Raw genomic sequence first — 26,788 nt, 5'->3', positions numbered from 1 at the left:
TTACTTTTTACTAATATTCATTGAGTTACACCGAAGAAGATTGAGGGCTGTTGACTGCCCTGGAACCCCTGGATAATACTGTACATATAAACAGTAAAACAGGAGGTGCCATGACATGCTCACTTTATACAAATACCCGCTATCCCCGATCTCGATAGCTGCACCACTTTTCCTCGAAACCTGTCAGGCAGGTTTTCCCAGCCCTGCTCAGGATTATGTTGAGCGCGAGTTAGACCTCAACGAATATTGTGTCATGCGTCCTGCAGCCACGTTTTTTGTCCGCGCCTCCGGGCAGTCTATGACAGACATTGGTCTCAACAGCGGTGATTTGATGGTGGTCGACAAGGCCGAATCTCCCCGGCACGGCGACATTGTCATTGCTGAGATTGAGGGCGAGTTTACGGTAAAACGCCTGCTGCTCCGCCCCAGGCTGACGCTTCAGCCCATGAATCCTTCCTTTCCTCCCATATATCCCGATCCGGAAACGCTCCAGATTTTCGGCGTGGTCACCTCGTTTATCCATAAAACCCGGGGTGAATAATGTTCGCCATTGTGGACGTGAACAGCTTTTATGCTAGCTGTGAAAAAGTCTTCAGACCTGATTTGCGTAACCAGGCTGTCGTCGTCCTGAGTAACAACGATGGTTGCGTCATCGCCCGTAGTGCTGAAAGTAAAAAATTTGTACGAATGGGCGAACCCTGGTTTAAGATTAAAAACGAGAATTTCCCTGTTAAAATTCATGCATTTAGCTCTAACTATGCGTTATATGCCTCGATGTCTAACAGAGTAATGAGCGTTTTAGAGGCTCTGTCACCTCGCGTGGAACAGTATTCGATTGATGAGATGTTTCTGGATGTACGCGGAATCGATTTTTGCACGGACTTCGAGACGTTTGGCCGCGAAGTCCGGCGCAGTGTGCGTGAACATACCGGCCTTACGGTTGGGGTCGGCATAGGTAAAACCAAAACGCTTGCAAAATCAGCCCAGTGGAGCAGCAAGGAATGGCCCCAGTTTGGCGGCGTGCTGGCCGTCACATCGCACGTCCGGGCTGAGAAGATGCTGGCCCGCCAGCCCGTTGAGGAGGTCTGGGGAGTCGGCAGACGCATTGCCAAAAAACTGAACACTATGGGAATTACAACCGCACTGGAGCTCTCCCGCGCCAATCCTGCAATGATCCGTAAACACTTCAGCGTGGTACTGGAGCGAACGGTGCGCGAGCTGAACGGCGAGAGCTGTATCAGTCTGGAAGAGGCACCGCCGGCGAAGCAGCAGATCGTGTGCTCCCGTTCGTTTGGCGAAAGGGTCACCGAGTATGAACACATGAGGCAGGCAATCTGTCAGCATGCCGAACGGGCGGCCGTTAAATTGAGAGGGGAAAAGCAATACTGCAAACAGGTTTGTGCATTCATAAAAACCTCTCCTTTTTCGCCCGGGGAGACCTACTACGGTAACGTGGCTTCAGAGACACTGATGTCGCCCAGTCAGGATTCCAGAGACATCATTGAAGCTGCGATGAGAGCACTTGGTCGGGTGTGGATAAGTGGCCATCGCTATGCGAAAGCAGGCGTTATGCTGAACGATTTCACTCCTTCAGGTGTTGCGCAGCTCAATCTCTTTGACGAAGTTCAACCAAGAGCGAATAGTAAGCCTCTGATGCAGGTGATTGACCATATTAATCAGACTGGTCTGGGGAGTATCTGGTTTGCCGGCCGAGGAATAGCGCCCGCATGGCAGATGAAGCGTGAGATGCTTTCACCAGCCTATACAACACGCTGGAGCGATATTCCTGTCGCCAGACTTTAGAAGATCTATGTGGGCCAGTTTTAAATCAGAACAGAAATAATGCCCCATACTTATGGGGTTTCGCGTTTGTCCTGCTCAGGAGCCCATTCGAGTCCGCATTTATCGCAGGACCATTTTCCGTTTGGATTTTTCCTGATGCCATAGAAATTGCAAAAGGGACATGTTTTTGGTTTATACACTATTTTCCATCCTCTTTCTGGTAAACAGGGTCAGTGCCACGCGGAAACTTTAAAGCTTCATTTCTGTAGTGCTGCAGTCTTTGTCTGAAGTATTCCTGAAGCTCTTCCAGTTGTTGTCTCTCGACTTCCGAAGGAATCACCGGCAGATTCATACGCTCTTTATAAGAAACCCCTGATGTGGCCAGATCAACGTTGACCTTATCCCGCTCTTCTTTACTTTTTGCTGCTATGTTGTATGACATATAAAGTCCTCCCTGACAGAAGTATATCAGCTACCGTGTTAAGTTCCGCATCCATCGCTGAAAGAATACTGATGATCTGTTCATCGGAAAATCGCTTCTTCATGGGAATGTCCTCATGTGGCTTATGAAGACATTACTAACATTACGGTGTGTTAATCAACGGGGAGCAGGTCAGATGAATACAATGTTCCCTTTGTTTCCTCAGAATATTTTCGATATGAGATAAAGATAGAATTACAGGGTGTTAGGCATAGTACGCTATGGGACACGATAATAATTACGGCAGTAATAAACCAGCGCATCTTTCCCCGCAAAAGCTTTATAAGAAAGAACCTGACAAAAGAAGACAGAGTGGGTTCCTGATTCCACAATGTTATCTACACGACAATCTAAACAGCAAACGGAATCAACTATAGCAGGAGAACCCGTGACCAGAACGTCTGCGTCGAATGACGCTAAGCGCTCCTCAACTGAAGCCTGATGATTAGCACATTTCATTGCAATGTTGCTTTGCTCTCCTGAAAGGATGCTGACACACAAAGAGCCATTATTTCTTATTACACTGTTGGTATTGGAAGCACGATTTATACATACGAGTAAAGTTGGTGGGTCGTCGGTGACAGAACACACGGATGAAACTGTGCATGCTGCAGCACCGCAGGATCCGTTTGAAGTTACAATAGTGACGGCAGTTGGAAGGTGCGACATTGCGTGGCGAAAAGCATTTTTATCCAGCATAATAGAACTCCAATAAGTGATGATGTGTTATCGTATGATGTTAAATGGATAATGACATGTTACTTTAAAATATTTTAAAACTGATTCTTATATACAACCCTCAATCATGTAACCATGTCGCCTTTTCAAGATGATAGTTTATTTTTAGTTTATACTTTATCATTTATGATTTGAGAAAAGATCATGTTCCTGAATAGCCATAGTGAGACTGTATGGAATATTATTTTTAATAAGCTGTTCTGCTATGTCGCTTGATGGTTTATAAGGGGAAATATACTCTTCAACGGCAGGCATGACAAGATTAGCGGGTAACGAAAACTCAAATTCAGATTGATTTGGTAATGCCATTTTCCATTTTTCAATCACCTGATGCCAGTAGTTATCCATTTTTGTGCCTCCCACAAATGCAGCAGGCTGAAAAAAATTTAACAGGGCAATGTTTGTAAAATTATCAAAGATAAACGCATCGCGCCATTCACTGGTAAAACTCAATACTTCGCCATTCAGTTTTCTGCATTGTGCCTGGCTTAAAAAACCTTCTAAAAAATTGAAAGATATAACATCATTTTTTGCCTGATGAATAATAAACGTTATAAATGCGTCAAGTGGGAGATAAAGGGTACGACCTTTATGTGCAAAAGCGCTGTTGACCTCTTGAACGGCTGTCATATAGATGAAACTAAGAGAAATATGTTTAAACTTCATACTTGTATCAAAGTCATGACGCAAACGCCGATCTACAGAGGCAGAGTTTATTTCATTTGGTTTGAGCGAGTAAACGATATTATGTTTCTTTTTCTTATTTCGCGTGAAAAAGGTAAGTTTTTCGATTTTCCCGCCGTTATTAAACCACCATGCATAAGGGCGCCAGTTCAGATCGCTAAAGTTGGTGTGGGTCAAGAAAAACCTTAAATGGAACGCATTTTTGTTACTGTTTTGTAGGTCGTAGACATAACGTGAGACACCCGCCCTTGGAAAAAAAACATTCATACTTGCATGAGGTAAGGTAATGTAAATATCTTCTGATTTTATAAACTCATTGATTGCGCTGGGTGTGACGCCAAGCGTTTCAAGCACATGTTCTCTTTCCTGCTTATTTAAATGAGAAAACTGTTCAAGATAAAAATCAGTAATAAATTCACAAAAATTACTTTTGAAATTTAACATCACCTAAATCCTCATAGTTAAAATTGCGACTCTGATAAACCCATAATACGTTGAAAAAAATAAGCAGCATCGCAAGTATTAGATAAGTTGTAGTTATGCTGTAAAATGTCAAAAAAGCACCAGATGAAAGAGAAAAGACGATTTTCACACCAGAAGCGACCGAGTTTCTCATGATTGTGAATTTACCAATATGCTCTATATCAGGCATTTGATTCGAGAGTACCTTAATAGAAATCATATGCCATGAGACAAAAAAAGAAGTGAGGAATAAAAATAAGTATACGGCATAATAATTTTTCGCTAATAAGCACATCAAAATCAGACAGATGGCAGAAATACACAGAGAAAACCGTAACGAAGACTTTAGAGAAAGCATATTGAGGGTTGCCGCTATCCCCGAGATAATGACAGCAGATTGAAAAGTCATATTCAGCACTGGATAGACTTGCTCACTATTACCATATAGAGAAGATAATGAAGGAAGGGATGTGTTTAAAAATTGTAAAGCTCCACTTGATGGAACAGTAAAAATCAAGGGTAATAAAAAGTCCTTGCTGCGAAAAAGATATGTAAAGGATTCATTTTTCTTAGTGACAGAATGAATCTGCACAATAACCTCAGCGTCTTTATTATCAGGATGCCCTTTCTCAAAAAGGGTTGAAATATAAATATTCAAAAGGTAGATGCAGCAGGTCAGCATAAGCGCTTGCATGTAGTAACCCGTACCGATAGCCCATCCTCCTATGGCCGCGCCAAAAACCTGAGCGGCCTGCATGCCAGAGGAGGCTAGCTGAAGTGCTTTTATTGCAACATTTTTACTGAATGCTGTTCTGATAATGCGATTTTGGGATGTTTTATTAAACATTTTTACAACAGATAACACGGCCTGTGCCAAATAAAAAATACTGAGCGTGACTGGCTCAAAACCCTCATTTCTCATTAAAATAAAATAGACAATTAGCGATATGGCACTAAGAGAAACATTACTGATAAATAACTGTTTTTTAGGACTGCTCACATCAGCATTTTTGAGGAAAAAGAATCCCAATACGGCTGATGGAAGATATGAAGAAACTATAGTCAGACTGACAAGCATCGGACTATGAGTTTCATGATATATAAGCCACAAAAATACAACTGTCTGAATCCCTTCAGCCGAGCATGAAAGAAAGTTGTATATCTGGAAGAAAGCGTTTTTTTTGGTTTCATATTTTAGCATGTCGAATATTACTCTTATCTGTCAGAAATATCCTGTAAAAAAGTCCTTATTTCTTCTAAGGATGATGAAGAAACATAAATCATATGATTAAAAGACGTTGAGCTGGGAACTGCAAATTTAGCCGCATCCTCACGCAAATTTACATATTTATCTACGAATACTTTTGATGTGCTTCTTATATCATCGACAGAGAAAGAAGAACAAATCCCAATAGCCGCACAATATTTATCGGATCTATGATTTAGGGGTAAAGTAAATTCTTTATCAATCTGGGAATAAATAAATGCCTTCCAGAAATCGACGCCTCTATACATAAAATACAGATCGGTCACACCAGCTCCAGGAGGACGGATACCAAATTCACCGAGTACAAATCCATCCTGAGTGTGATACATTTCAATATGAAAAACGCCATTAGTCATTTCAAAATGGCTTTGCAAATTATTGGCAAGCACTAAGGCATCTTCATGAAGCTGTGTGCCATCGGGTAAGTTGATACTGGCTCTGTTTTTACTTTTTGCCTGAAGTATAGGCCTGTCGTAAATTGATAATGTTGAAAAGAGGATATTACCGTCTTTGATTATACAATCAAGATGATATTCATCTCTCATTGAAACCTTCTCTTCAATTAACATCAATTTGTTATTTTCATTCAGATAATGATTTAACTCTTCTTTTGTGACTGTTTCGACATATTTTGCAGAACTGCCTGTAAGGGGTTTTACGATGTAATCTTTCTGGGATGACGGTAAAATATTCTCTGAACTGATGATCTTACCTGATAGCCAGAACTTTGGACAGGGTACAAAATTTGAGCAGAAATTACGCATCAGGAATTTATTGGTTGCAATTGTACTTTTATAATATTTCTCACCATAAAGTGAATAACGACTACGCAATAACCCAGCCAAAGCGATAAAATCCTCAGAGCTGGCTATAACATAATCGAATAATTTATTATGCATAAAACCATCTGAAATATTAATAATATAATCAATACTTTCTTCATCCAGTGTTCTTCTGTCAATAATAATGAATTCTATCTCATTGAGCCCTTTGATGACTCTTTCCATATTACTTTTTAACCCAAGAACCAATGCTTTTTTCTTCATTACTTTTCACCGTTTAATTTTAAGACAAATACACTATGCATATTTGTCTGGTATTTATGATAAAAGTAAAATCCTTTGGTTTCAAAATAGCGACGGTTATAATTTAGCGAATCTCGCAAAACGATTTTCATAAAATCCTTTCTGTTTTCATACGCTATTTTTTTCAGTTTCTGGAATAATTCATTCCCTACTCCCATTTTCCTAAATTGCGGTGTGACGCAGAGAAAATGAAAATCCAGATAAATATCATAAAGTTCATATCTCACTGCTCCCACAATGTCTGACTTGTATTTCGCGACTAGCCACTTCGAGGATTCCTGAGCAATGATATTTTCAGTAAACTGCAAAGCGGTAGGTGAGAAATTCAGCGTGTAAGGTTCGTAAACCTTCTCTAAAACCTTTCTTAACAGCTTCGCATCTTCATGCGAAGCTTGTTCAATACTGATGTCCTGAATCGTCATGCTATGAATCATCACGCTTCTTAGCCATAAATAACTCACTTATATAATCTATGCTAATTTTTCCGCCAACTGAGTATTGGTCAATCAAGATTTCGATTTCCTTCCAGAATCCATTACGATCGTTCTCAATAGCTCTTTGTACCTGGGTTGAGGAAGAAATGAATCCAAAAAAATCTTCTGAAATCATTTCCATAGTCCACCCTGTGACGACTTTCTTAAAGTTCGCAATAGGCAATTTAAAAACATTGGTGATTTCATTTTCATAATCATAGTCGCGATAATGTCTGCTGTAACCCGGACTAAATTTTTCTAGCAAACCTTCATATTTGTTAAGCAGTTCATTATTTCTGTAATCTCGATTGTTTTGCAAAATTGCAAAAACCCCGCCCTTATTTAAAGATTTTATCGAAACTTCTAATGTTTTTGCTCTATCCATCCATTGGAAGGACTGTGCCGCCATAATGACGTCAATACGGCTTTTATCAGATAGAATATCTTCCGCTTTTCCTTTAACCCAGGTCACTCCGGGCAGTTTTTCCCTTCCTTTGTTTATCATATCTTCAGAGATATCTATCGCCGTGAAATCATAGTGTTTTCCAGCGACACGAGTCATACCTTCAATAGCAATACCTGTACCTGCGCCAATATCGTAGATATTTTTGGCAGTGGGCTGCATCCAGTCATGTATTTCGTTGAAAAGGATTGCAGGATAACGGGGGCGATATTTATCATAGTTATCAGCCAAACCATCAAACTTTTCATTTTTCATTATAATAACCTCTTAAAATATCACCTTTATTTTCCATAATTTTATTTATGGTGTAGGGTATTATGCCACCTGCGCTTACAATTGCCGTCATCTGCGCGCTGGGAGGAAAAAAATTTATTTGATTATTTTCCGTATAAATCACCCCTCCAGTTAGATCTATTTTAATTTTACTTAAATCTGTAAGTTCACTTGTATCGACCTCAATCGCATGTAAACCCAGGTTCCAAGAGTTCCTAAAAAAAATCCTCCCGAAAGAAGGGGAAAAAACATATTTTATACCACATGCCAACAGAGTTGTTACTGCCTGCTCCCGTGAACTCCCTATACCGAATATTTGATCGCATACAAGCACATCATTGATACTGAGCGTTTCCCTGAATCCAGGAAAACGGTTCTCAAAAAGATGCGGTGCCAGCTGGGCCGGCTCGGTATACATATGTTTATAGCGCGCAGGAATAATATCGTCGGTCGAGATGTTCCCTTCCACGCGTCTGACGCGATAATTTTCAGCAGTTTTGCTCATATGCAGGCTCTCCCTCAAAATGTGGAACAGTGCCGTTCAATGCAACCATCGCTGCAGTTCGTGGAGAACATAAAAAGATGTCTGCATCAGCATTTCCCATTCTTCCCTTAAAATTGCGGTTCATCGTACTTAATACCTTCTCCCCATCCGCAGGAATGGTTCCTTGTGTACCCACACAAGCTCCACAACCCGGTGGGGTGACAATAATGCCCGAGCGGATAAGCGTATCGATATATCCCGCCTGAAGAGCTTTTAGATAAACACTTTTCGACCCCGGAGTTAGAAGGCAGTGAACATCGGGATGTATTGTTTTACCAGCAACAATTTCGGCCACCTCTCTGATATCTTCAAGTCTGCTGTTAGTACAGCTTCCAATAAAAATATAATCGAATTTCAGACCCTCAAAGTCATTTGCAGGTTTGGCATACAAAGGACTGTGAGGTGGTGCGATATGGGGCATTAATTCTGATACAGAAAAATTAATGACACTGTCTGCCGCTGAGGCATCCGCCTTCAATAACCCCTCAGGTCTGCCTTCCCCATCTGGCATAAATATGCATTTGGCTCCTAACTCAACAGCCATACTTGCAAAACTTGCAGCTTCGTCAAGCGTTAGCTCTTCTGCCCATTCCCCTGAAACTTCGACAGATTTATAAAGAAATGGTGTTTGTCCGTATTTATTTAAAAGTGCCAACATGACATCTTTTGCCCGCACATCTTTTCCCGTTTTACCCTTGATGCACAAATGGACTGTTTGAGGGACTTTCAACCACGTTTGTCCTGTTAGCATAGCAACTAAAATATCCGAAGCCCCCATTCCCAGTGCTAAAGACTGTACGGCCCCTCCTGTACAAGTATGGGAATCTGCGCCCAGCACAATATTTCCGGGCTTAAATATTTCACTCTCTAGGGCAATGACGTGACTAATTCCCTCACCTCGTGAATAGATGTTTATTCCAAGTTTTTTTGCAAATTCCATGGCCTCGTTGACACGTTTAGCCATGGTTTTATCAGGTACCAGAACTGAATGGTCGAAGAAGAACCCGATTTTATCGGGTTTCAGTACCTCAGACAGATGATAATCCTGAAACAATTTTGCCACGGTTGGTGAATTTCCATCCTGGACATAGACGTAGTCAACATCCACCGTGATCAGTTCACCTGCTGAAACCTGACCTCTGCCACTGTGTGACGCAATGATCTGGTTAACAATCGGCTGATTACTATTCATACCTGTTTACCCCGCGGTATACAGATCAACTAATACATGTGGAGGGATCCCACCGGGGTGGCGCACGGCATGACTTCTGACGCGTTCTAAACAGCGATCAAGAGCCTTATCATCAGCAGCTTTCACGCCTGACTCTTCGAGAAAATGTTTGATAATGGCACGACCGGAATGTTTACCCACGACCAGACGTCGTTCTCCTCCCACCGTAGCTGGGTCGAAGGGTTCAAAAGTACTGCTGTCTTTAAGCATACCATTTGCGTGAATGCCCGATTCATGTGCAAAAACGTTATCGCCTACGATCGGCTGCCATGGAGTGATTTTTTGATGGCTGTACCTGGCTACCGTTTCACTCAACGCGATTAATTTTGTTAAATCGAGCCCTAAATCAACTCCGTGGAAAAAGTGCAATGCCATAGCGACTTGTGCCAGGTCTGGCATTCCAGCCCTTTCACCAATGCCATTGACGCAGACATGAAAGTAGCGTGCTCCAGCTTCAATGCCTGCCAACGTGTTAGCAACTGCAAAACCAAAATCATTGTGGCAATGGCACTGTAAATCGATGTTAACGTTCTTGTTTAACAAAGCGACTTTTTCTTTATATTGTGCTGGAGAAAGAATACCAATTGTGTCAGAGAGGCGAAGACGATCGGCGCCAGCCTCTGCAACTACCTGTGCATACTCCTGTAAGAAGCCAATATCTGTTCGGCCTATATCTTCTGCGCTGATAGAAACAAACATCCCTTTGTCTTTGGCATACTTAACTAAATCTGCAGCCGTTTTTACAAGCCATGACTTATCTTTCTTAACGCTCTTCTCTAAATGGATAGCTGAAGTCGGTAGCCCGATATGCACTGCTTTAAACCCAAGTGAGATACTGTACTCAATGTCTTCAAGCACACCTCGGTTCCACGCGATGATGTTAATTTCATTTTTTCTCTCTAACATTTCCGACAGAGCCTTTACTTCATCACCCTTCATTGCAGGTATTCCGGCTTCGATCCATTTAACGCCCATATTTGCTAGTAGATGGAAAATTTCTACCTTTTGTTCTGGTGTAAATGCAATACCTGGCGCCTGCTCACCATCACGTAAAGTGGTATCTTCAAGAATCAGATTTTTATTTAGCATTTTATATTTCCTCGCATCACATTATTGATTGAACAATTTATTAGTAGGTCTTTTAAGTCCCAGTTTTTCTCTTAATGTTCCAGTAGAATATGATTTTTTATACCACCCCCTTTCCTGAATAAGTGGAATAACATGATCGAACAGGTCGATTAGAGATTCAGGCATCAGAGGAGGCATAATGTTGAAACCATCACATGCTTCATTTTCAACCCACTTAATCATTTCATCCGCTAAATCTTGATAGGAACCTGTGAATGTATAATGTCCTCTTGAAATGATTATTTTTTCATAAAGTTGTTTGATTGATAAATTTTCTTTTCGAGCCAAATCGATAATGATTTTTTGTCTACTCTGATTACCATTAGATTTTGGTAAATCTGGTAATGGTCCTTCAGGATCATAATTTTTTAAATCAACCCCACCCAGTAAATCTGACAACATACTTAAGCCAAATGGTTCAGGAATCAGCGCGTTAAGATCTTTGAGCTTTTTACGTGCTTTAGATTCATCACTGGCAATATAAAAGCTTAACCCGGGAAGAATAAGAAGTTCACTTTTTGATCTTCCGTATTTTTCCATTCGCCCTTTAAGATCATCATAGAATTTTTTTGCATCTTCAATATTGTTTTGTGCAGTAAAAACAACATCTGCTGTTTTTGCAGCTAACTCTTTTCCTTCCTCAGAGGAACCCGCCTGGACGATGACGGGATAACCCTGAGGAGGGCGAGCTATGTTTAATGGGCCTTTTACATTGAAATATTCGCCCACAAAATTTATTTCTCGGTATTTATCTTTAACGAAGAACTGTCCACTGGTTTTATTCCTGACTAAAGCATTGTCTTCCCAACTGTCCCACAAACCACTGACAACCTGCCATGCTTCCTGGGCCATATCGTAACGCTTCGAATGTTCTGGATGAGAGGCAAGGCCAAAGTTTTTAGCCGCATCCGACTTTGAGGATGTCACCAGGTTCCACCCAGCCCGTCCTTTACTAATGTAATCCAGCGAAGCAAATTCCCTTGCAATGTTGTAAGGGTGTTTGTACGTCGTTGAAGCCGTCGCAATCAGCCCAATATTTTGTGTTTGAGATGCTAAATAAGATAATAATGATAATGGTTCAAGTACGGATACCCTGCTGCCATAACCGTCCATATTGTCCTGAAAGACAGAAGGGGTATCTGCAAGAAAAAGTAAGTCAGCTAATCCTTTCTCACATACTCTTGCAAGATTGGCATACGCATCAATATCAAGCGCTGCCGCTGCATTTACGCCACTTTCGCGCCAAGAAGCAGGATGGTGTCCTGTCCCATACGATATATAAGCACCTATTCTCATCTCTTTTCTTTTCATGGTCATTCTCTTTAAGGAATTAGTGAAATAATTTCCTTTACACTCATGCAAGAGTTCTCTACTTCTGCCGTTCTGCCATATCTCAATATTTCTTTTGAAACATTTTCCATTGCTTTATAGGCAGCCCTGAGCATATGGTTTGCATAAATGATCACATTAAAACCCGCTTCACTGAGTTCTTTGTTGCTGGTTGCAGAATAGGTAGTAGGAACACAAATTAATGGCACTGATGGATATTTTTTCCGAAATTTCGTACTGAACAAGAAAACCTCATCCGGCGTCTTCTTACAGCTATGAATCATAATTCCGTCTGCACCGGCTTCAACGTATGCGTCGGCACGTTCGAGTGCATGATCTACGTCGAACCCTGCAATAAGACTTTCAAGTCTGGCTATGATCATAAAATCATCAATATAAACTGCAGATTTTCCTCTTTTAATCTTCTCTGAAAAATCATTAATATCTGCGAGAGTCTGTTCTACTTCAGTGCCGAACAAGGAATTTTTCTTTAACCCTGTTTTATCTTCGATGATGACGCCATTGACACCGTTGTTAATCATTCTTTTTACATAGTAACTAAAATGTTCTGGTTGTCCTCCTGTATCAGCGTCCATGATGATGGGCATGTCTGTGACATTTCGGATATCAGCAATGTTTTCTAACCTGCTACTTAATGCCAGTGTTTCGTTATCGGGAATACCGCGAGATGCTGAGTCCGTTAACGAGCTGGACCATATACCGTCAAATTTGACAATACGCCCTTCTGAATTAGTTTGTTCTGCTTTAGACGCAATTAATGCGGAGAGAGGATTATGGGCCTCAATAAAAATCAGAGTACCCTTTTCTGCAATAAGATTTTTGATCATATAAACACCTTTGATGCGTAAAGATGAGAAATTAAGACGCTCATAGAGAGTGCCTGCCTAAACGCTTTACTTTCCGAGGTGAAAAAAATGAACAATCAAAATTTGAAAAAGTCGTTAGTTTATTAAATATGCGCCATTTAAAGTCTGGCAGCCTGGTTTAGCGCATTTCGACACTGAAAATGCTTATAAACATTAGTATATTTAAACAATTTATGTTGTTTACAACTGCCGCCACGCTTGTCTTGTGGAGTATTTTATAGTCATCGCGCAATAATCTTATCAACTAGATTTATATTTCTAATTGTTAATATAGGTGTAAAGTTGTGTCAATTTTGATTAAAAAATAATTAAATCAATAATTTATTTTGTTTCATTTGCGTTAAAATTAAAATAAACAGAATGGATTTGGCTGTAATCATTAAAAAAAACCAATCTTTCTCAAGTGGTATAGTAACTTTAGAAAACATGTAACACTTGAAATTTATTCAAGTTTTTAACTATATGTTTTTATTGGTGTAACTTTCATTAGGAAATAATTTGTTTCTTTTGTTAATGATCTTTGTATTAATTTGTTTGTATTTAAGCACTTTTCCCCGAGTCGCCACTTTTTAACAAATAAGATTTATCTTATATTAGAGGATAATTACCTTCTCCCAAGCTCCTACAATAATATCTTTTGGAATATTGCTTTAGGCAGGGGAGGTAAATTGACCTCACATGACTCAATTTGACTGTTACTGACTCCCTACTTTCTTCTTGGGTAATAAGACCCGCATCTTGGGACAGCTAAAGTTAGTGACATTATTTGCTCACGACATAACCTTAGAAGGCAGCCGAGTGAGTACGGTCCTTCCATTCAGCACAGTGATTCGTTTCCCGTGCTTTTTTCTTCGTTCAGTATAAATTTCCTTTCTGGCGTTCTTCTTTACAGGTGTTGGGGCCGATATATAAAAAAATGCCTACCAGTCAGGTTTATCTCTCCAAGGACTTAATCACCTGTATGTCTCTCTGATTATAAAGTTCATGCACTGGCACTTAGTCTGCTCCAGATTGCGCTCAGCATGCTTTACAGAATGCTATCGACGTTTTACTGTTTCTTTGGCCGCTTCGATCTCTGAATCCAGTGAGTTAATTTTATTCTGCAAATTTTCCATAAATCCTCCTGACACTCACCGTAGTCAGTAATAGATATGGTCACGTACAGTAAAGGAATCCCCCTAATGACTGTGTGCATGCTCAGCGCAGAACACCTCATAGTCAGCATGCTCTTTCATGGTTCTTAGGCACCGGATAATCCGGTGCCAGCTGCCAGCTGCCAGCTGCCAGCGTTACTACTCTTCACCACGCGCTGCTGCGTGAATCTTGCTGAAAAGACGTTTTGTCCAGGCATCAGTGACGTGCTTCGGATCGGATGAGATATACTTTGATACAACAAAGATCCCCGCTCTGTTGCCGGTGGCACCCGTGCCTTTGAACGTCCGGCGAACCTCAATCGTCAGCCTGTCATTTCCCGCCCAGTTTCTGGACATGTGATAATAATTGCCGGGCTCTGCCGACCAGCTGGTGCCCTCTGAAATGGCCGAGGCTGACCAGCCCGCATTCCCCTGGCCGCTGTTACGCGCGGCAGCCACATCCCCGTCTGATACGAAGCCAAACTTTTCTTTCAGGCGCATGGCCACCGTATCGGCCGGCATGGCAATGGGGCCGTAGGCATCACTGACCTGATTGCGTTTTTCCACTGTGGTCTGGTCTTTTACGTCTGAAGGCATCTGATTGCCGTCATTCAGCGAACCAAACTGGCCGATACCGCTCATAAAGCTGCTGCAGCCTGTAAGCCGTGGTCGACAGCATAATGGCAGACAGTTTGAGGGCTTTTTTAGACATACTATTCTCCGGTTAACAGGCGGGCTGCACCCGGCAGCCCGCGTTGTTCATAATCAGAAAGTGAAAGAAAGCTGCGCGGCAGCGCCATAGCTGCGGTCTGTGCCGGCCATGCCGGTCAGGTCGAGATGCACGACGTTGAAGGGTGAAATCCCCACACCGGCGGTAAACATGCTGCGATCGCTGTTACGCATGTCTGCGCGGTAACCGGCACGCAGTTGCGCCCAGTTCCAGGCATTCAGCTCGGCGCCCACGCCGGCATACTGTGCTTTTTCATCCGACGCAAAACCGCTGGCCGGTGTCAGGTCAAGGTCTGTGGCCAGCGTGACAAAACCGTTGCTCCACGCCGTGCCGGCAGTCGCCTGGGGGCGGATCTGGAACGTGTCCGTGATGCCGTTGATTTCACGCGTACTGATGTTACGCGCCATAAGGTTCTGTCCGGTCAGTCCGACGGTCCACTCTGGCGTCAGCTGAGCTGCAAAGCCGACGTCGACGTTTGCGCCGCTTTCGGAACGCTTCCAGTCACCGCTGCGAAAATCTGACGCGCTGTAGTTACCGACGGAAACGTTGTAGTTCCAGGTATCCACGCGCTGGACTTTTGGCGTGATACCGACAGAAACCGGCGTGTCGCCCAGGGTAAACTGATGCGCTGCGGCGATGCCGTATTCGGTGACCAGTGCGGCAACGCCCTGCGCCCGGGAGGTCATCTGGTCAATATCCGTCTGAGTCGGCGAGAAAATGCCGCTCTGTGCCGCATCGAGATACGCCAGGTCACGCTGTGTGATATCGGTGCGGACCTTCGCCTGTCCCCAGCCTTTGGCCACAAAGGCGAAAGGGAGGGTGTCATTGGGAATGGCAATCACCGCAGAAAGCCCGGCACTGGCATGCCCGCTGTCGCCGTCGACGTCCTGCAGGGCCTGTTTCAGCGCTGCCGCCTGTCGTGAGCTGTTGCCGGTGCCCGCTGAATCGCGGAAGTCGTCAAAGGTGCTTTTTACCCTGTCCAGTCCGTCACGCAGGTTATCCGGATCGCTGATTTGTGCCCCAACGCCCGGCAGTATGAGCCCGACGTCGTCACTGGCATCGTGGCGGGTCATCAGCGCGGGGTTGGCCAGTGCAGCGGCAAGATAACCGGAAGAGGCCACGCCGGTTCCCCCCATGGCGTCGTTACGCGCTTCGGTCCAGGTTGTTGCAGCATTCACTGGCGGTACGGCTGAAGCCAGTAATGCCAGAATGATGCTGCGGGTTAACAGTTTTGCTTTCATCATTTATTTCCTTTTCTTGTTTTTGACAAAGGGGTTTCCCTGGTGCTGACGCACCAATAAAATAAACAGCCCGGTTTTTTGTTATTTAAATACGGTTAACCGAAACTTATGACTTCTTTCAGATAATCTTCCCATTCAGGCGTAATATGAAAAGCCGGGTTTATGAAAGGAATCCGTTCCTCCTCACTCCACATGAAATTTTGCCCTGGTCTGAGCTTACCCATAATACTTTCATCAGTGACGGATGAGATCGAAAACGGCAACTCAGATCCCTCTCTCAGCCTGTCAAATAACCTGACCGGTAATTTTCGAAAAGAAATTTGAGCAACCCTTCCTTTTAACCGCAGTAATTCACAGAAAGAAAGAAAGGCGTTTGTCTCTGATTCATTGCTGAGCGTAAGAGGAACCACGCCGGTTAAATAATTACTTTCAAAGGACACGCCATTAATATATTTATCCCGGGTCGCTGTGATTACCATCTCGTGGCTGAAATTCAGTGCTGGCTCACCTGTGTCATGCTGACGTCTGTAAAAACGTAAGGACTTAATCACTGTATCTTTATGCGGCTGAAGGCATTCAGCTGCCTTCCAGAAGTCACGCAGTATCACGGTCGGAACCGGAAGAATATCTTCTCCGGCGAGCCAGCCGGACTGAACACAGAACCATGACGCAAGCTGTTCCAGCACAGGCAGGGTAAGGTGATCAAGAGTGCGCTCGCGGTTTTCAAGCACACTCATGCCGATGTTCAGCTCAGAGAGTATTGTGGCCACCTGCACCACATCAAGGCCGTGGCGGTCCATCAGGTGCCAGAAGCGCTCATAAACGCGGTTTACCGAGGCTTTGCGGGGTGCTGTGGTCTCTGTCATGACGCCCTCAACAATCACATTGACCAGCTCTGAAACGGAGATGCCGAGCTTGTGTGATACCTGATTCACAAATTCCCGTGATGCCGGCCGGAAACGAATGGTCACTGGCGGACTTACGGTTTTCTTCCCTTCCGCAAACTGCTCAAGCAGCTGCCTCTGCTCATCGGTTTGCTCTAAGGCGACGCGGGACAGGATTTCTGTCAGGTTTATGCGTTTCATAAAGGCCCTGGTGTTGGCTGAATGAGAAAATATTTTGTTAATCTTTTCTGTATTCGGTGTGAATACAGTACCTGGCGAAACCGCGTGTTGTATAACGCGATATTTCGATCGTTCAGATCGAATACATGTGTGTAATCAGTGTGAACATTGCCTTCGTGACTTAACACCCGAAATTATTTTTCCGGTTCAGAAGTTTTTTTCAGCAGCATCACCGGCCACCGGGTCCGGGACGGACAGCGCCAGTGCCACTGCCGGAAGAGGATTTCCAGCTGCATCAGGGCGCGGGCTGAATCCCGGAAAGGGACGCTGGTCAGCCTGCTGCGGTAAGACCAGCCCCGCACCTTCAGGTATGTCCTGAGCCTGGCCGCACGGGCAGGCGTCAGAAGGTGCGAAGCAACCACAACGGTTTTTCCCCCGGCTAAGGCGGCTTCAGCTGACTCAAACACCCCAGACCAGAACCAGCTCACGCGCTCAGGCGTGAGTCCGACGGTTGGCTGCCAGGGTGACAGATGAACGGTGATACGTTTTCTGCGGCTCAGTATGCAGGGCTTCCTGAGCAGCTGACGGGTCAGCCAGTCGAGCGGTCTGAGCAGAAACGGAGAGAGTGCCGTGAGCAGCCATATAAAACAGAATGCGTTACAGCCGGATGAAATAAAAAGGCTGATGCTGCCAGACAGAGTTAGCCACAGAAGAAGGTACAGCGCTACCAGACGTTGCTGCATGAGTGTGTTCAGTTTAATTAAAGGAAGGTTGCGCAAGAAAAGCACGGGACGTTAAAGCCGTCCGCCGTTAATCCTGAATCCGTTCCTGAAAATTAACGCAAGCAGAATATCTCTCTGCGCTGAATCCAGGTTTAACGTTGCAAATGACACCCCGTCTCTTAGCGTTACGTCATTTCAGATAAAGAGCGGGTGTCGATGGAACGGGTGATGAAGTGGCTGACGGGGCGGGGAAACAACAGGCCTGCAGATCAACTGGCGGGTACGGTCGTCAGGGAGGTGGCGTTTCGCCCGGTTCAGGAGGGCAGCACGCTTATGCAGACGGAGGAGCGCCGCAGGCTTGTCAGAATGCTGGCGGATAACAGCCCGCTTTCACAGTCCGTTACCGGGGCATGGTGGCTGATGCCTGCGCAGGCCATGCTTGAGCGTGTGCAGGACTGCCCGGCCGCATGGAGAGGTGCCTATTCGTCACCGGGGGGATTTGGTGACCTGAGCCTCGGCGTGGCCGTCCGGGCGGTCAGGCTCGTCAGGGGAATGATGCTGCCGCCCGGCGCCACACCTGAAGAGCAGTCGGCACAGGCCCCGGGCTGGGTCTGCGCGGTGTTCTGGGCAGGCCTGTTCCATCATCTGCCCTGGCTGACGCAGGTGGAAGGCGCGACGCAGTCCGGAAAAATCTGGTATCCGGGGCTGCACAAGCCGGACAGTTCGTGGCGGGTCCGGCCCGCTAAGAATGCCCGGGCTCCGGCCCTGACAGGTCAGTACATGGCGGCAAAGCTGCTGCCTGAGACCGGCATGCTGTGGCTTCACCAGTGGCCGGAAGCGTCACGCTGTCTTCTTCAGTTTCTGTCGGGTGAGCGTGCCGGTGCCGGTGTGCTTTACAGCATCATCATGCAGGCGCGGGAGGGGGCGGGTCTGGAAACAGGTGGTCTTTCAGATATTACTGGCACGCCTTCTGTAAACCCAATGCCGGAAGTGCAACATGCTGATAATCCCCCAAAATTAGCAGATAACGCACCTGTCCTTTTGTCGAGTCACATCATTTCAGCAAATGTTTCAGAGCCAATTGAAAGCGAAGCGGCTGCGTATACTTCCACACATACAGCCGGAGAGGAGGCCAGTCCCGGAACAGAAAAACCTGAATTACCGGTACTGAGCTCCGCGCTGCAGTCTGCCCTCAGCGGGAGCGAAGCGACTGAGTATGGTTCAGATGGTGAAAATGAAAAGGAAGATTCAGAAATTAAACAGGAAGTGGATTTACTTTCGGTACTGGACCTGATGGCTAAAGGCGAGGCACCCGTTTTATCAGCCGGACAAACTGCTGAGTCAGCGAAGCAGGAGCAAACGGAAGACGGGAAGCCGGCGGGCGACAGTGAACCCTCTGAGGGCAGTGTTTTTCTGGACTGGCTGCGGGAGAGCGTGGAGGCCGGAAAAGTTACCGTCAATGAGTCCGACAGTCTTCTGCATATGCTGTCCGGTTTTATTTTTATGATATCGCCCGATGTGTTTTTCCGGTTTATTTCCTCGCAGCCAGAAAATAAATACGAAAAAAACAAGCTGCAGAAAAACTTTGAATCACTGGGCCTTCATCACTCACGAAATGGTAAGGGTCTTTACTCTTACCATAAATATGACTCGCCGGATAAACGCGGTCAGTTCACCAAACTGTCGGGCTACATGATTAAGTCTGACATTATTTTAAAGAAAGGACGCTGTCTTTCAGACAGCAAATGGCTCTTTCCCAAAAAAGAGTAATTACCGGGTTAATAAAATACGAGGTTACCATGTCTGAAAAAACGACCTTCGATGACATTCTGAACGACTATTTTTTCAGTAAGGTTCTCCGTCCAGCCAGTGAATGGAGCTACAGAAAGGTTGTAAAAACTTTCACAGAATTCAGTGAAGGTAAAATATTGCCTGAAAGTATATGTCGCCTTGATGTTCTTAAATGGCGACGTCACGTTTTGAACGAACAAAACTGCAGTAAACGGACATGGAATAATAAAGTTGCACATATGAGAGCGCTGTTTAACCACGCTATAGCGCACTCTCTCGTTACTGCCCGGGACAATCCGTTCAATGGCGTGGTCGTTAAGCCAGACCGTAAACGAAAGAAAACGCTTACCCGGGAACAAATGAAGAAAATTGATCTCGTAATGCATCGAAAAATTGAACAGGAGCAGATCGGTATTCATGATCCCCGGCCGAACGCGCTTGAACCCGCATGGTTCTGGATGACAGTGATTGAAACGCTAAAGTTTACGGGCATGCGTCAAAACCAGCTGCTGCATATAAGGCTGTGCGATGTGGATCTTAAACAGGGTGTTATTGAGCTGAGACCTGAAGGCTCAAAAAATCATCGTGAACACCGGGTGCCTGTCACGGACAAGCTGAGGCCTCGCCTTGAAGATCTGTACCGTCAGGCTAAACAGATGGGCGCAAGGCCGAAGGATCAACTGTTTAATATCAACCGTTTCAGTCGCTTAAAAAAGAAAACCGTCACAGGCGGTAACATGGATCATCCCCCAATGCGGGCGTTTTTCAGGCGGCTTTCACGCGAGTGTCAGTGTGATATCAGCCCGCACCGTTTCAGGCATACCATCGCTACAGACCTGATGAAAACACCGGAACGAAGCCTGAATGACGTGAAAATGTTGCTGGGGCATTCAAGTGTTGCGGTCACTCTGGAGTATGTTGAAGCGAATATGGATCATCTTCGAAGGAATCTTGAAAGCGCATTTATGCTCTAGGACTATTCCTAAGTCAAATTTCTAACGGATTGATATAAGTGGAGGAAAATTAGCGCGGTTTCATTTACAGATCGTTGACACAAACCTTATGAAAAGGTAAAAACCTGTAATTGAAATACTCGGGATGTGAGAAATCCGGATGATGCGCCAACATCATCCGGATTCTTAATCCCATAATCTTCAAGTGTAGAACGAATGCAACTCATCCTGCACGATGACGAAAAGGGATCTCTGTCTTGCCCGTTAAGGATCTCATCCCTTAACGAACAGGCTCTGAAGAGTGGTGCCCGAACCCGGAATCGAACCAGGGACACGGGGATTTTCAATCCCCTGCTCTACCGACTGAGCTATTCGGGCAACGGGGCGCATTAAACCGTAAAGGCCGCAGGCCGTCAACGGCTTTCATGAAAAAACCCTGCAAAACGTGACTGATTGCCTGAATTTCAGTCAAAGGCGTTGAAACTCACGCCAGTGCACCATTTTTACGGCACAGGGCAATGCTTAATATATCTTCCGCCAGACGTTTGGCGACATCCACATCCTGCACATTGCGCTTGATCAGCAGCTTGCTTAAGCAGCCTTCCAGCACCAGCTCCATTTGATCGGCCACCATACTCGGGTTATCCAGACCCAGCGCATTTAAAATAGTGTGGGTAAATTCCCAGGAGGCGCGCTTCTGTTTTTCTGCCAGTTGATGAATGGGTTGATCGGGATGCGGATAGAAGCTGCAGGCGGCGATAAACAGGCAGCCGGGAAAGCGTCCCTTGGTGACATGCTCATTTAACCCTTCGTAGCGCGCCATTAACTTCTGTTCGGGTCGCAGTGCGCTGTTTTGTAATACCTCTTGTCGCCAGCTGTCGATTTGCTGGGCATGAAACTGCAATGCGTCATAGAGCAGTGCGTCGCGGTCAGCCCAGAACTGCTCAAGTTGCTGCTCGCTGAGTCGCATCTCTTCGGCCAGGATTTTCAGCGACGAGGTGGACGCTAAGCCATTTTGTTCAAGCACGTTTAATGCATGGTCAAGTATCTGTTCACGTTGCAAACCGTTCTCCTCTGCGATGCAGGCCCGTTCAGGTCAACGGGCTGTGTCCAGGTTCCAGTGTTGTTTACTCACGCAGTTTCTGCAAATGTTCGTCAAAATCCTTTGGCTTCAGGAAACCGGTGATACGTGAACCGGGAATTTCTTTTCCCTGAGCATCAAAGAATAAAATCGTGGGCAGCCCCAGCACGTGAAGATGCTGCAACAGCGCATTGTCGGTAGCCGTGTTCGCCGTGACGTTAGCCTGTAACAGCTGGACATCTTTAAGACTGGCACGTACCGCACTGTCGCTAAAGGTGTACTTCTCAAACTCTTTACAGGCCACGCACCAGTCCGCGTACAAATCTATCATCGTCATGCGGCCCTGTGTCTGTTGCAGTGCCTGATCTAACTGGCTAACCGTTTGAACAGACTGAAAGGGAAGGTGCGCGATAGTTTGTTGTGGCGCGTCATTGCCAAACGCCCAGTCCTGCAAAGGGCGGGCGCTGATCAGGGCGGCGATCAGCATGAGCATTTGCACGATGCGCCATTTGCCGCCGCTGGCGCGCAGGCTGGCACTGAAGGCCCACGCAAAAAAGGCGACGCCCAGCAGGCTCCATAAGCGCACGCCCCACAGCTCACCCAGCACCCGTTCCAGCAGGAAAACCGGCAGCGCGAGAATAACGAACCCAAACCCTTCCTTAACGGTCTGCATCCAGGGGCCGCTTTTAGGCAGGAAGCGGCTACCGAACAGCGTCACGGCAATCAGCGGTAAGCCCATACCGATGGCATACAGCCACAATGTACCGGCGCCCACCAGCAGGTTACCGCTCTGTGCGATATAGAGCAGGATGGCACTGAGCGGCGCGGTGGTGCAGGGGGAACAAATTAAACCTGCCAGCGCGCCCATCAGGAAAACGCCGGGCAATGAGCCGCCCTGCTGACGGTTGCTCCACAGCGTCAGACGGGTTTGTACGCTGGCGGGTAACTGTAGCGAAAACAGGCCAAACATCGACATGGCCAGCACTACAAACAGCACGGATAAACCGATCAGGACATAGGGATGCTGTAAGGCCGCCTGAAAACGCAGGCCAGCCGCGGCGACTGTCACGCCGAGCAAGGTATAGGTAAGCGCCATTCCTTGCACATAAACCAGGGCCAGCGCGAACAGGCGACCCAGCGAGTTGTTACGCTTACCGCCAAGGATAATGCCCGAAATCAGGGGATACATCGGTAAGACGCAGGGCGTAAATGCCACACCGATACCAATCAGCAGCGCCCACAATGGCGAAAAGGGGAGCGGGCTGGCGGTGGCGGGCGGGCGCTCCCCTGAGTCTGCATCCGCGCTGGCGACAACGGGCGTGAGTGGAATGCTGCGCGTTTCAGGTGGATAACAGAAGCCGGCGGCAGCACAGCCCTGATACGTTACGCTCAGCGTACTGCCCCTGGCGGCCTGTTGCAGCGTGACGGGCACGTTCAGGTTCTGCGGATAAATCTCGCTCTTACCAAAAAATTCATCTTCGTGTGGCTGACCCGCTGGCAAGGCCACAGGCGCGATACGCGCATTGTTGGCGACGACCCTGATTTGCTGGCGGTAGAGATAGTAGCCGTCTTTAACCTTCCAGTGCAGATTGAGCTGTGCGCCCTGTTGGTCGAAATCAAAAGCAAAAGCCTGGTCGACGGGCAAAAAGCGGCTGGTGGTTTTGGGGGCAAACAGGTCTGCCTGCGCCTGCAGGCAGATAAACAGGGCCAGTATCAGGGTAATTAAGCGAGCGATGCGTGCAGCCATGACAAGTATTCACTGTCTCCATGTTGAACCGGAAGCACCAGCAGTTCTGGTACGTCATAAGGATGTGAGCGCTTAAGCAGATCGAGCAATGCCTGCTGATGAGCTGTATCGCATTTGAGTAACATCTGAACTTCGCTGGCCTGCTCCAGCTGGCCCTGCCAGACGTAGTACGAGGTGGCACCCGGTAAAAGGGTGACACAGGCGGCCAGTCTGGCCTTCAGCGCCTGGGTGGCAAGCTGCTGCGCGCACGCCTGGTCAGGGGCGGTGCAGAGGATGACAACGGCATTCATCATGAGGCTCCTGTTGAAAATCGCGTCGATGATAGCACGTTCACTGTGCGGCCGGGACTACAGCAGCAGCCCACCAAAAATAAAGCCGAACACGACAGACAGGGTGATGGCCAGCACGCCGGGAATGATAAAGGCATGGTTGAACACGAACTTACCGATTCGGGTCGAGCCAGTGTCATCCATCTCAACGGCGGCTAACAGTGTGGGATAGGTCGGTAACACAAACAGCGCTGACACGGCGGCAAAAGAAGCGATAGCTGTCAAAGGGGTGACGCCAAGGGCTAACGCCGCAGGCAGCAGGGCTTTCGCGGTTGCTGCCTGAGAATAGAGCAGCATCGAAGAAAAGAACAATACCAGCGCCAGCATCCACGGATAGGTTTTTAAGGTATCCCCCGCCAGCATCTGGATATCAGCCAGATGGGCTTTGACGAAGGTATCGCCGAGCCAGGCTACGCCCATGACGCAGACGCAGGCACTCATACCGGATTTAAACGTACTGGCGCTCAGAATCGCGCCGCTGTCAATATTACAGGTCAGACTAATCAACGTGGCAATAGTGAGCATAAACACCACAATCGCTTCGTTGCGCGGCAGGGGCGGATTGACGATCAGGTTTACGCTTTCGCTGGTAATGGTCGCATAGATCACCACGGCAGCAATCCCGACCAGGAACAGCAGGACAGACTTTCTGGCGCCAGGTCTGGCGTGATAGACGGTTTCCCCACGCAGGGCCACGTCGCCTTTCGCCAGGCGAGCCTGATAAACGGCGTCATCTTTCAGCTCTTTTCCCAGGAAGTTAGTGACCAGCGCGGCAAGAAACAGCCCAACCATGGTAGCCGGAATGGCGATGGCCAGCAGCATGATATAGCTGACGCCGCGCGGTTCGAGCAGCGTGGCAAAGAAGACGACCGCCGCCGAGATTGGCGAGGCGGTAATGGCAACCTGAGATGCGACAACCGCCATCGACAGCGGACGAGAAGGACGCACGCCTTGCTCCTTCGCCACCTCGGCGATGACCGGCAGGGTAGAGAAGGCGGTATGACCGGTGCCCGCCAGCAGCGTCATTACATAGGTGACCAGAGGGGCAAGAAAGGTGACATAACGGGGATGACGACGCAGCAGGCGTTCGGCAAGGCTGACCAGGTAGTCCATGCCGCCAGCAACCTGCATGGCCGCAATCGCCGCGATGACCGCCATGATGATTTCAATCACATCAAACGGAATGGCGCCTGGCTTCATACCAAAGCCAAGCGTCAGGATGAGCACGCCCATGCCGCCCGCAAAGCCAATCCCGATCCCGCCAAGACGCGCGCCCAGCCAGATCGCCAGTACCACGATAAACAGTTCAACCAGGAACATGTGCCACTCCCGAAATGATGATGAGCCGAAAAGCAAACCCATCCTTTTAACAAACAAAAAGGCACATCGTTTTGATTACGATGTGCCTTTTACACCAGTAAGCGCAATTACGCCTTACTGTTCGTTTTCATCGGTATAGCGTTTCGCCTTGTAAACCGGATACATCAGGTTTTGCACAGAGAAAATATCATCCAGCTCGCTTTCGGTCAGCAGGCCGCGCTCCAGCACCACCTCGCGCACGCTTTTGCCGGTTTCGGCGCAAATTTTACCGACGATGTCACCATTGTGGTGGCCGATATAGGGGTTCAGATAGGTCACAATCCCAATGGAGTTAAACACGTAGGCTTCGCAGACCGCTTTGTTCGCCGTGATACCGTTGACGCATTTTTCCAGCAGGTTATAGCAGGCGTTGGTCAGAATGCTGATCGATTCAAACAGCGCCTGACCGATGACCGGCTCCATGACGTTGAGCTGAAGCTGGCCGGCTTCCGACGCCATCGTGACCGTCGTATCGTTACCAATCACCTTGAAGCACACCTGATTGACGACTTCAGGCACCACCGGATTCACTTTAGCAGGCATGATGGAGGAACCGGCTTGCAGCTCCGGCAGGTTAATCTCGTTCAGGCCCGCGCGTGGGCCGGAAGAAAGCAGGCGCAGGTCATTACAGATCTTCGACAGTTTGACAGCCAGGCGTTTGAGCGATGAATGCACCATGACATAGGCACCGCAGTCTGAAGTGGCTTCGATCAGGTCTTCGGCGGGCACTACCGCGAGGTTGCTGACTTCCGCCAGTTTCTGCACCGCCAGCTGCTGGTAACCGTCCGGCGTGTTCAGGCGCGTACCGATAGCGGTTGCGCCCAGGTTCACTTCCAGCAGCAGTTCGCCAGTGCGCAAAATGCTTTTCGTCTCTTCATTCAGCAGAACGCTGTAGGCATGGAACTCCTGGCCCAGCGTCATCGGCACCGCATCCTGTAGCTGGGTACGACCCATTTTTAAAATGGTCTGGAATTCATCCGCTTTACGCTGAAACCCGTCCGCTAACTGACTGATACCGTCGAGCAGTTTCAGCAGTGAGCTGTACACGGCAATACGAAAACCCGTCGGATAGGCATCGTTAGTGGACTGGCATTTATTCACGTGGTCGTTCGGGTTCAGATACTGATATTCGCCTTTTTGATGCCCCATCAGTTCCAGACCAATATTCGCCAGTACCTCATTGGTATTCATATTCACCGAGGTGCCTGCGCCGCCCTGATAAACATCAACCGGAAACTGATCCATGCAGCGACCGTTGTTCAGCACTTCATCGCAGGCCTGAATAATGGTGTTGGCGATATCACGCGGTAAGGTTTGTAGCTCTTTGTTTGCCATCGCCGCGGCTTTTTTCACCATCACCATGCCGCGAACAAACTCAGGAATGTCACTGATTTTGCTGTTGCTGATGTAAAAGTTTTCAATCGCACGCAAAGTATGAACGCCATAGTAAGCATCCGCCGGAACTTCACGCATGCCTAACAGGTCTTCTTCGATACGAATGTTGTTCGCCATGATAACCTTCTTGTTGTCACTGCTAACCATCGCAGATGATGTGTTTGTTTTGTGGGGAAGCGCCAGAACCGCTATTTTATCCGTATTCAGGCAGGTGAGCACGATCCTATTCTGACAGAGACGCAAAGCGCGAACAGAGATCACCTGTCTGGCCGCGTTACGTTAACAATATGTGAAATCGCTCACAAAAATAACCCGTAAGCAAAAATTTGCCGGGTGCGGTTGAAATTGACGATCAGAATAACCATCTCTGCTTTTTACCTTTTTCACATTCATATTCCACGCTGTCGGGTTAACGA

At 46.8% G+C, this 26,788-nt stretch carries 25 protein-coding genes and 1 tRNA gene; 4 read left to right on the top strand and 22 right to left on the bottom strand.

Annotated elements, in window-relative coordinates; all coding sequences use genetic code 11:
- Positions 1-115 precede the first annotated feature (115 nt).
- Complete coding sequence (gene umuD / locus C7433_RS08620; protein WP_022622231.1) at positions 116-541, top strand: translesion error-prone DNA polymerase V autoproteolytic subunit; 426 nt, start codon at positions 116-118, stop codon at positions 539-541.
- Positions 541-1,803 (top strand): translesion error-prone DNA polymerase V subunit UmuC, encoded by a 1,263-nt coding sequence (gene umuC, locus C7433_RS08615; protein WP_110267969.1) that lies wholly within the window; start codon positions 541-543, stop codon positions 1,801-1,803. The genes umuD and umuC overlap by 1 nt, the downstream gene beginning before the upstream one ends.
- Before the next feature lie 178 nt (positions 1,804-1,981).
- Here the strand turns inward: umuC and C7433_RS08610 are convergent, their stop codons facing one another.
- The 16 genes from C7433_RS08610 to C7433_RS08535 form a co-directional block, all read right to left on the bottom strand.
- Positions 1,982-2,224 carry a DNA polymerase III subunit theta gene (locus tag C7433_RS08610; protein WP_110267968.1) on the bottom strand — a complete coding sequence of 81 codons (243 nt, stop codon included), beginning with the start codon at positions 2,222-2,224 and terminating at the stop codon, positions 1,982-1,984.
- A 258-nt stretch (positions 2,225-2,482) separates the two neighbouring features.
- Entirely contained in the window at positions 2,483-2,932 is a 450-nt protein-coding gene (locus C7433_RS08605) for a flavin reductase family protein (RefSeq protein WP_233255771.1), read from the bottom strand.
- A gap of 189 nt (positions 2,933-3,121) precedes the next feature.
- Positions 3,122-4,129, bottom strand: coding sequence for a hypothetical protein (locus tag C7433_RS08600; protein ID WP_233255769.1), 1,008 nt, complete (start codon positions 4,127-4,129; stop codon positions 3,122-3,124).
- Entirely contained in the window at positions 4,110-5,348 is a 1,239-nt protein-coding gene (locus C7433_RS08595; protein ID WP_110267966.1) for an MFS transporter, read from the bottom strand. Before C7433_RS08595 ends, C7433_RS08600 begins: the two co-directional genes overlap by 20 nt.
- A 14-nt stretch (positions 5,349-5,362) precedes the next feature.
- Positions 5,363-6,460 carry an acetyl-CoA carboxylase biotin carboxylase subunit family protein gene (locus C7433_RS08590; RefSeq protein ID WP_110267965.1) on the bottom strand — a complete coding sequence of 366 codons (1,098 nt, stop codon included), beginning with the start codon at positions 6,458-6,460 and terminating at the stop codon, positions 5,363-5,365.
- Positions 6,460-6,921 carry a GNAT family N-acetyltransferase gene (locus tag C7433_RS08585; protein ID WP_233255768.1) on the bottom strand — a complete coding sequence of 154 codons (462 nt, stop codon included), beginning with the start codon at positions 6,919-6,921 and terminating at the stop codon, positions 6,460-6,462. Before C7433_RS08585 ends, C7433_RS08590 begins: the two co-directional genes overlap by 1 nt.
- 1 nt (position 6,922) lies before the next feature.
- Complete coding sequence (locus tag C7433_RS08580) at positions 6,923-7,690, bottom strand: trans-aconitate 2-methyltransferase (RefSeq protein WP_110267963.1); 768 nt, start codon at positions 7,688-7,690, stop codon at positions 6,923-6,925.
- The gene (locus tag C7433_RS08575) at positions 7,680-8,213 is read right to left on the bottom strand and encodes a hypothetical protein (protein WP_110267962.1); all 534 of its coding nucleotides are present in this window, start codon (positions 8,211-8,213) and stop codon (positions 7,680-7,682) included. Before C7433_RS08575 ends, C7433_RS08580 begins: the two co-directional genes overlap by 11 nt.
- Entirely contained in the window at positions 8,197-9,444 is a 1,248-nt protein-coding gene (locus C7433_RS08570; RefSeq protein ID WP_110267961.1) for an aconitase/3-isopropylmalate dehydratase large subunit family protein, read from the bottom strand. The genes C7433_RS08575 and C7433_RS08570 overlap by 17 nt, the downstream gene beginning before the upstream one ends.
- A gap of 6 nt (positions 9,445-9,450) precedes the next feature.
- Positions 9,451-10,572 carry a hypothetical protein gene (locus C7433_RS08565; protein WP_110267960.1) on the bottom strand — a complete coding sequence of 374 codons (1,122 nt, stop codon included), beginning with the start codon at positions 10,570-10,572 and terminating at the stop codon, positions 9,451-9,453.
- Between the two features lie 21 nt (positions 10,573-10,593).
- Positions 10,594-11,922, bottom strand: coding sequence for an LLM class flavin-dependent oxidoreductase (locus C7433_RS08560; RefSeq protein ID WP_110268097.1), 1,329 nt, complete (start codon positions 11,920-11,922; stop codon positions 10,594-10,596).
- An 11-nt stretch (positions 11,923-11,933) separates the two neighbouring features.
- Positions 11,934-12,788 (bottom strand): phosphoenolpyruvate mutase, encoded by an 855-nt coding sequence (aepX, locus tag C7433_RS08555; RefSeq protein WP_110267959.1) that lies wholly within the window; start codon positions 12,786-12,788, stop codon positions 11,934-11,936.
- 1,331 nt (positions 12,789-14,119) lie between these two features.
- A complete protein-coding gene (locus C7433_RS08550; protein ID WP_233255767.1) occupies positions 14,120-14,602 on the bottom strand; it encodes a hypothetical protein in 483 nt (160 codons plus the stop codon).
- A 123-nt stretch (positions 14,603-14,725) separates the two neighbouring features.
- On the bottom strand, positions 14,726-15,931 hold the full coding sequence (locus C7433_RS08545; RefSeq protein WP_369974376.1) for a conjugal transfer protein TraF: 1,206 nt from the start codon (positions 15,929-15,931) through the stop codon (positions 14,726-14,728).
- 95 nt (positions 15,932-16,026) lie between these two features.
- Positions 16,027-17,016 carry a conjugal transfer protein TraE gene (locus C7433_RS08540; protein WP_110267957.1) on the bottom strand — a complete coding sequence of 330 codons (990 nt, stop codon included), beginning with the start codon at positions 17,014-17,016 and terminating at the stop codon, positions 16,027-16,029.
- A gap of 173 nt (positions 17,017-17,189) precedes the next feature.
- Positions 17,190-17,738 (bottom strand): pili assembly chaperone, encoded by a 549-nt coding sequence (locus C7433_RS08535; RefSeq protein ID WP_199227850.1) that lies wholly within the window; start codon positions 17,736-17,738, stop codon positions 17,190-17,192.
- Between the two features lie 207 nt (positions 17,739-17,945).
- Between C7433_RS08535 and C7433_RS08530 the strand changes: the two genes are divergently transcribed.
- Together C7433_RS08530 and C7433_RS08525 are read left to right on the top strand one after the other, a co-directional pair.
- Entirely contained in the window at positions 17,946-19,487 is a 1,542-nt protein-coding gene (locus tag C7433_RS08530) for a TraI domain-containing protein (protein WP_233255766.1), read from the top strand.
- Positions 19,488-19,516: 29 nt separating this feature from the next.
- The gene (locus C7433_RS08525; protein WP_110267954.1) at positions 19,517-20,482 is read left to right on the top strand and encodes a site-specific integrase; all 966 of its coding nucleotides are present in this window, start codon (positions 19,517-19,519) and stop codon (positions 20,480-20,482) included.
- Between the two features lie 281 nt (positions 20,483-20,763).
- On the opposite strand, the gene C7433_RS08520 is transcribed toward C7433_RS08525, so the two are convergent.
- The 6 genes from C7433_RS08520 to aspA all read right to left on the bottom strand — a co-directional run bounded on the left by C7433_RS08520 (position 20,764) and on the right by aspA (position 26,489).
- Positions 20,764-20,839 (bottom strand) — tRNA-Phe (locus C7433_RS08520).
- A gap of 106 nt (positions 20,840-20,945) precedes the next feature.
- Complete coding sequence (locus C7433_RS08515) at positions 20,946-21,524, bottom strand: transcriptional regulator (protein WP_006121703.1); 579 nt, start codon at positions 21,522-21,524, stop codon at positions 20,946-20,948.
- 64 nt (positions 21,525-21,588) lie between these two features.
- A complete protein-coding gene (locus C7433_RS08510) occupies positions 21,589-23,289 on the bottom strand; it encodes a protein-disulfide reductase DsbD (protein ID WP_110267953.1) in 1,701 nt (566 codons plus the stop codon).
- Entirely contained in the window at positions 23,265-23,579 is a 315-nt protein-coding gene (gene cutA / locus C7433_RS08505) for a divalent cation tolerance protein CutA (protein WP_006121705.1), read from the bottom strand. The genes C7433_RS08510 and cutA overlap by 25 nt, the downstream gene beginning before the upstream one ends.
- Positions 23,580-23,636: 57 nt before the next feature.
- Positions 23,637-24,938: an anaerobic C4-dicarboxylate transporter gene (locus tag C7433_RS08500; RefSeq protein ID WP_110267952.1), complete on the bottom strand. Its 1,302-nt coding sequence runs from the start codon at positions 24,936-24,938 to the stop codon at positions 23,637-23,639.
- A gap of 114 nt (positions 24,939-25,052) precedes the next feature.
- Entirely contained in the window at positions 25,053-26,489 is a 1,437-nt protein-coding gene (gene aspA / locus C7433_RS08495) for an aspartate ammonia-lyase (RefSeq protein WP_033739147.1), read from the bottom strand.
- Between the last annotated feature and the right edge of the window lie 299 nt (positions 26,490-26,788).

This window comes from Pantoea sp. PNA 03-3, from assembly GCF_003201175.1.
Taxonomy (GTDB): Bacteria; Pseudomonadota; Gammaproteobacteria; order Enterobacterales; family Enterobacteriaceae; genus Pantoea; species Pantoea stewartii.
Note: the sequence above shows the minus strand (reverse complement) of the source record. Positions and strands in the feature narration are given on the sequence as shown.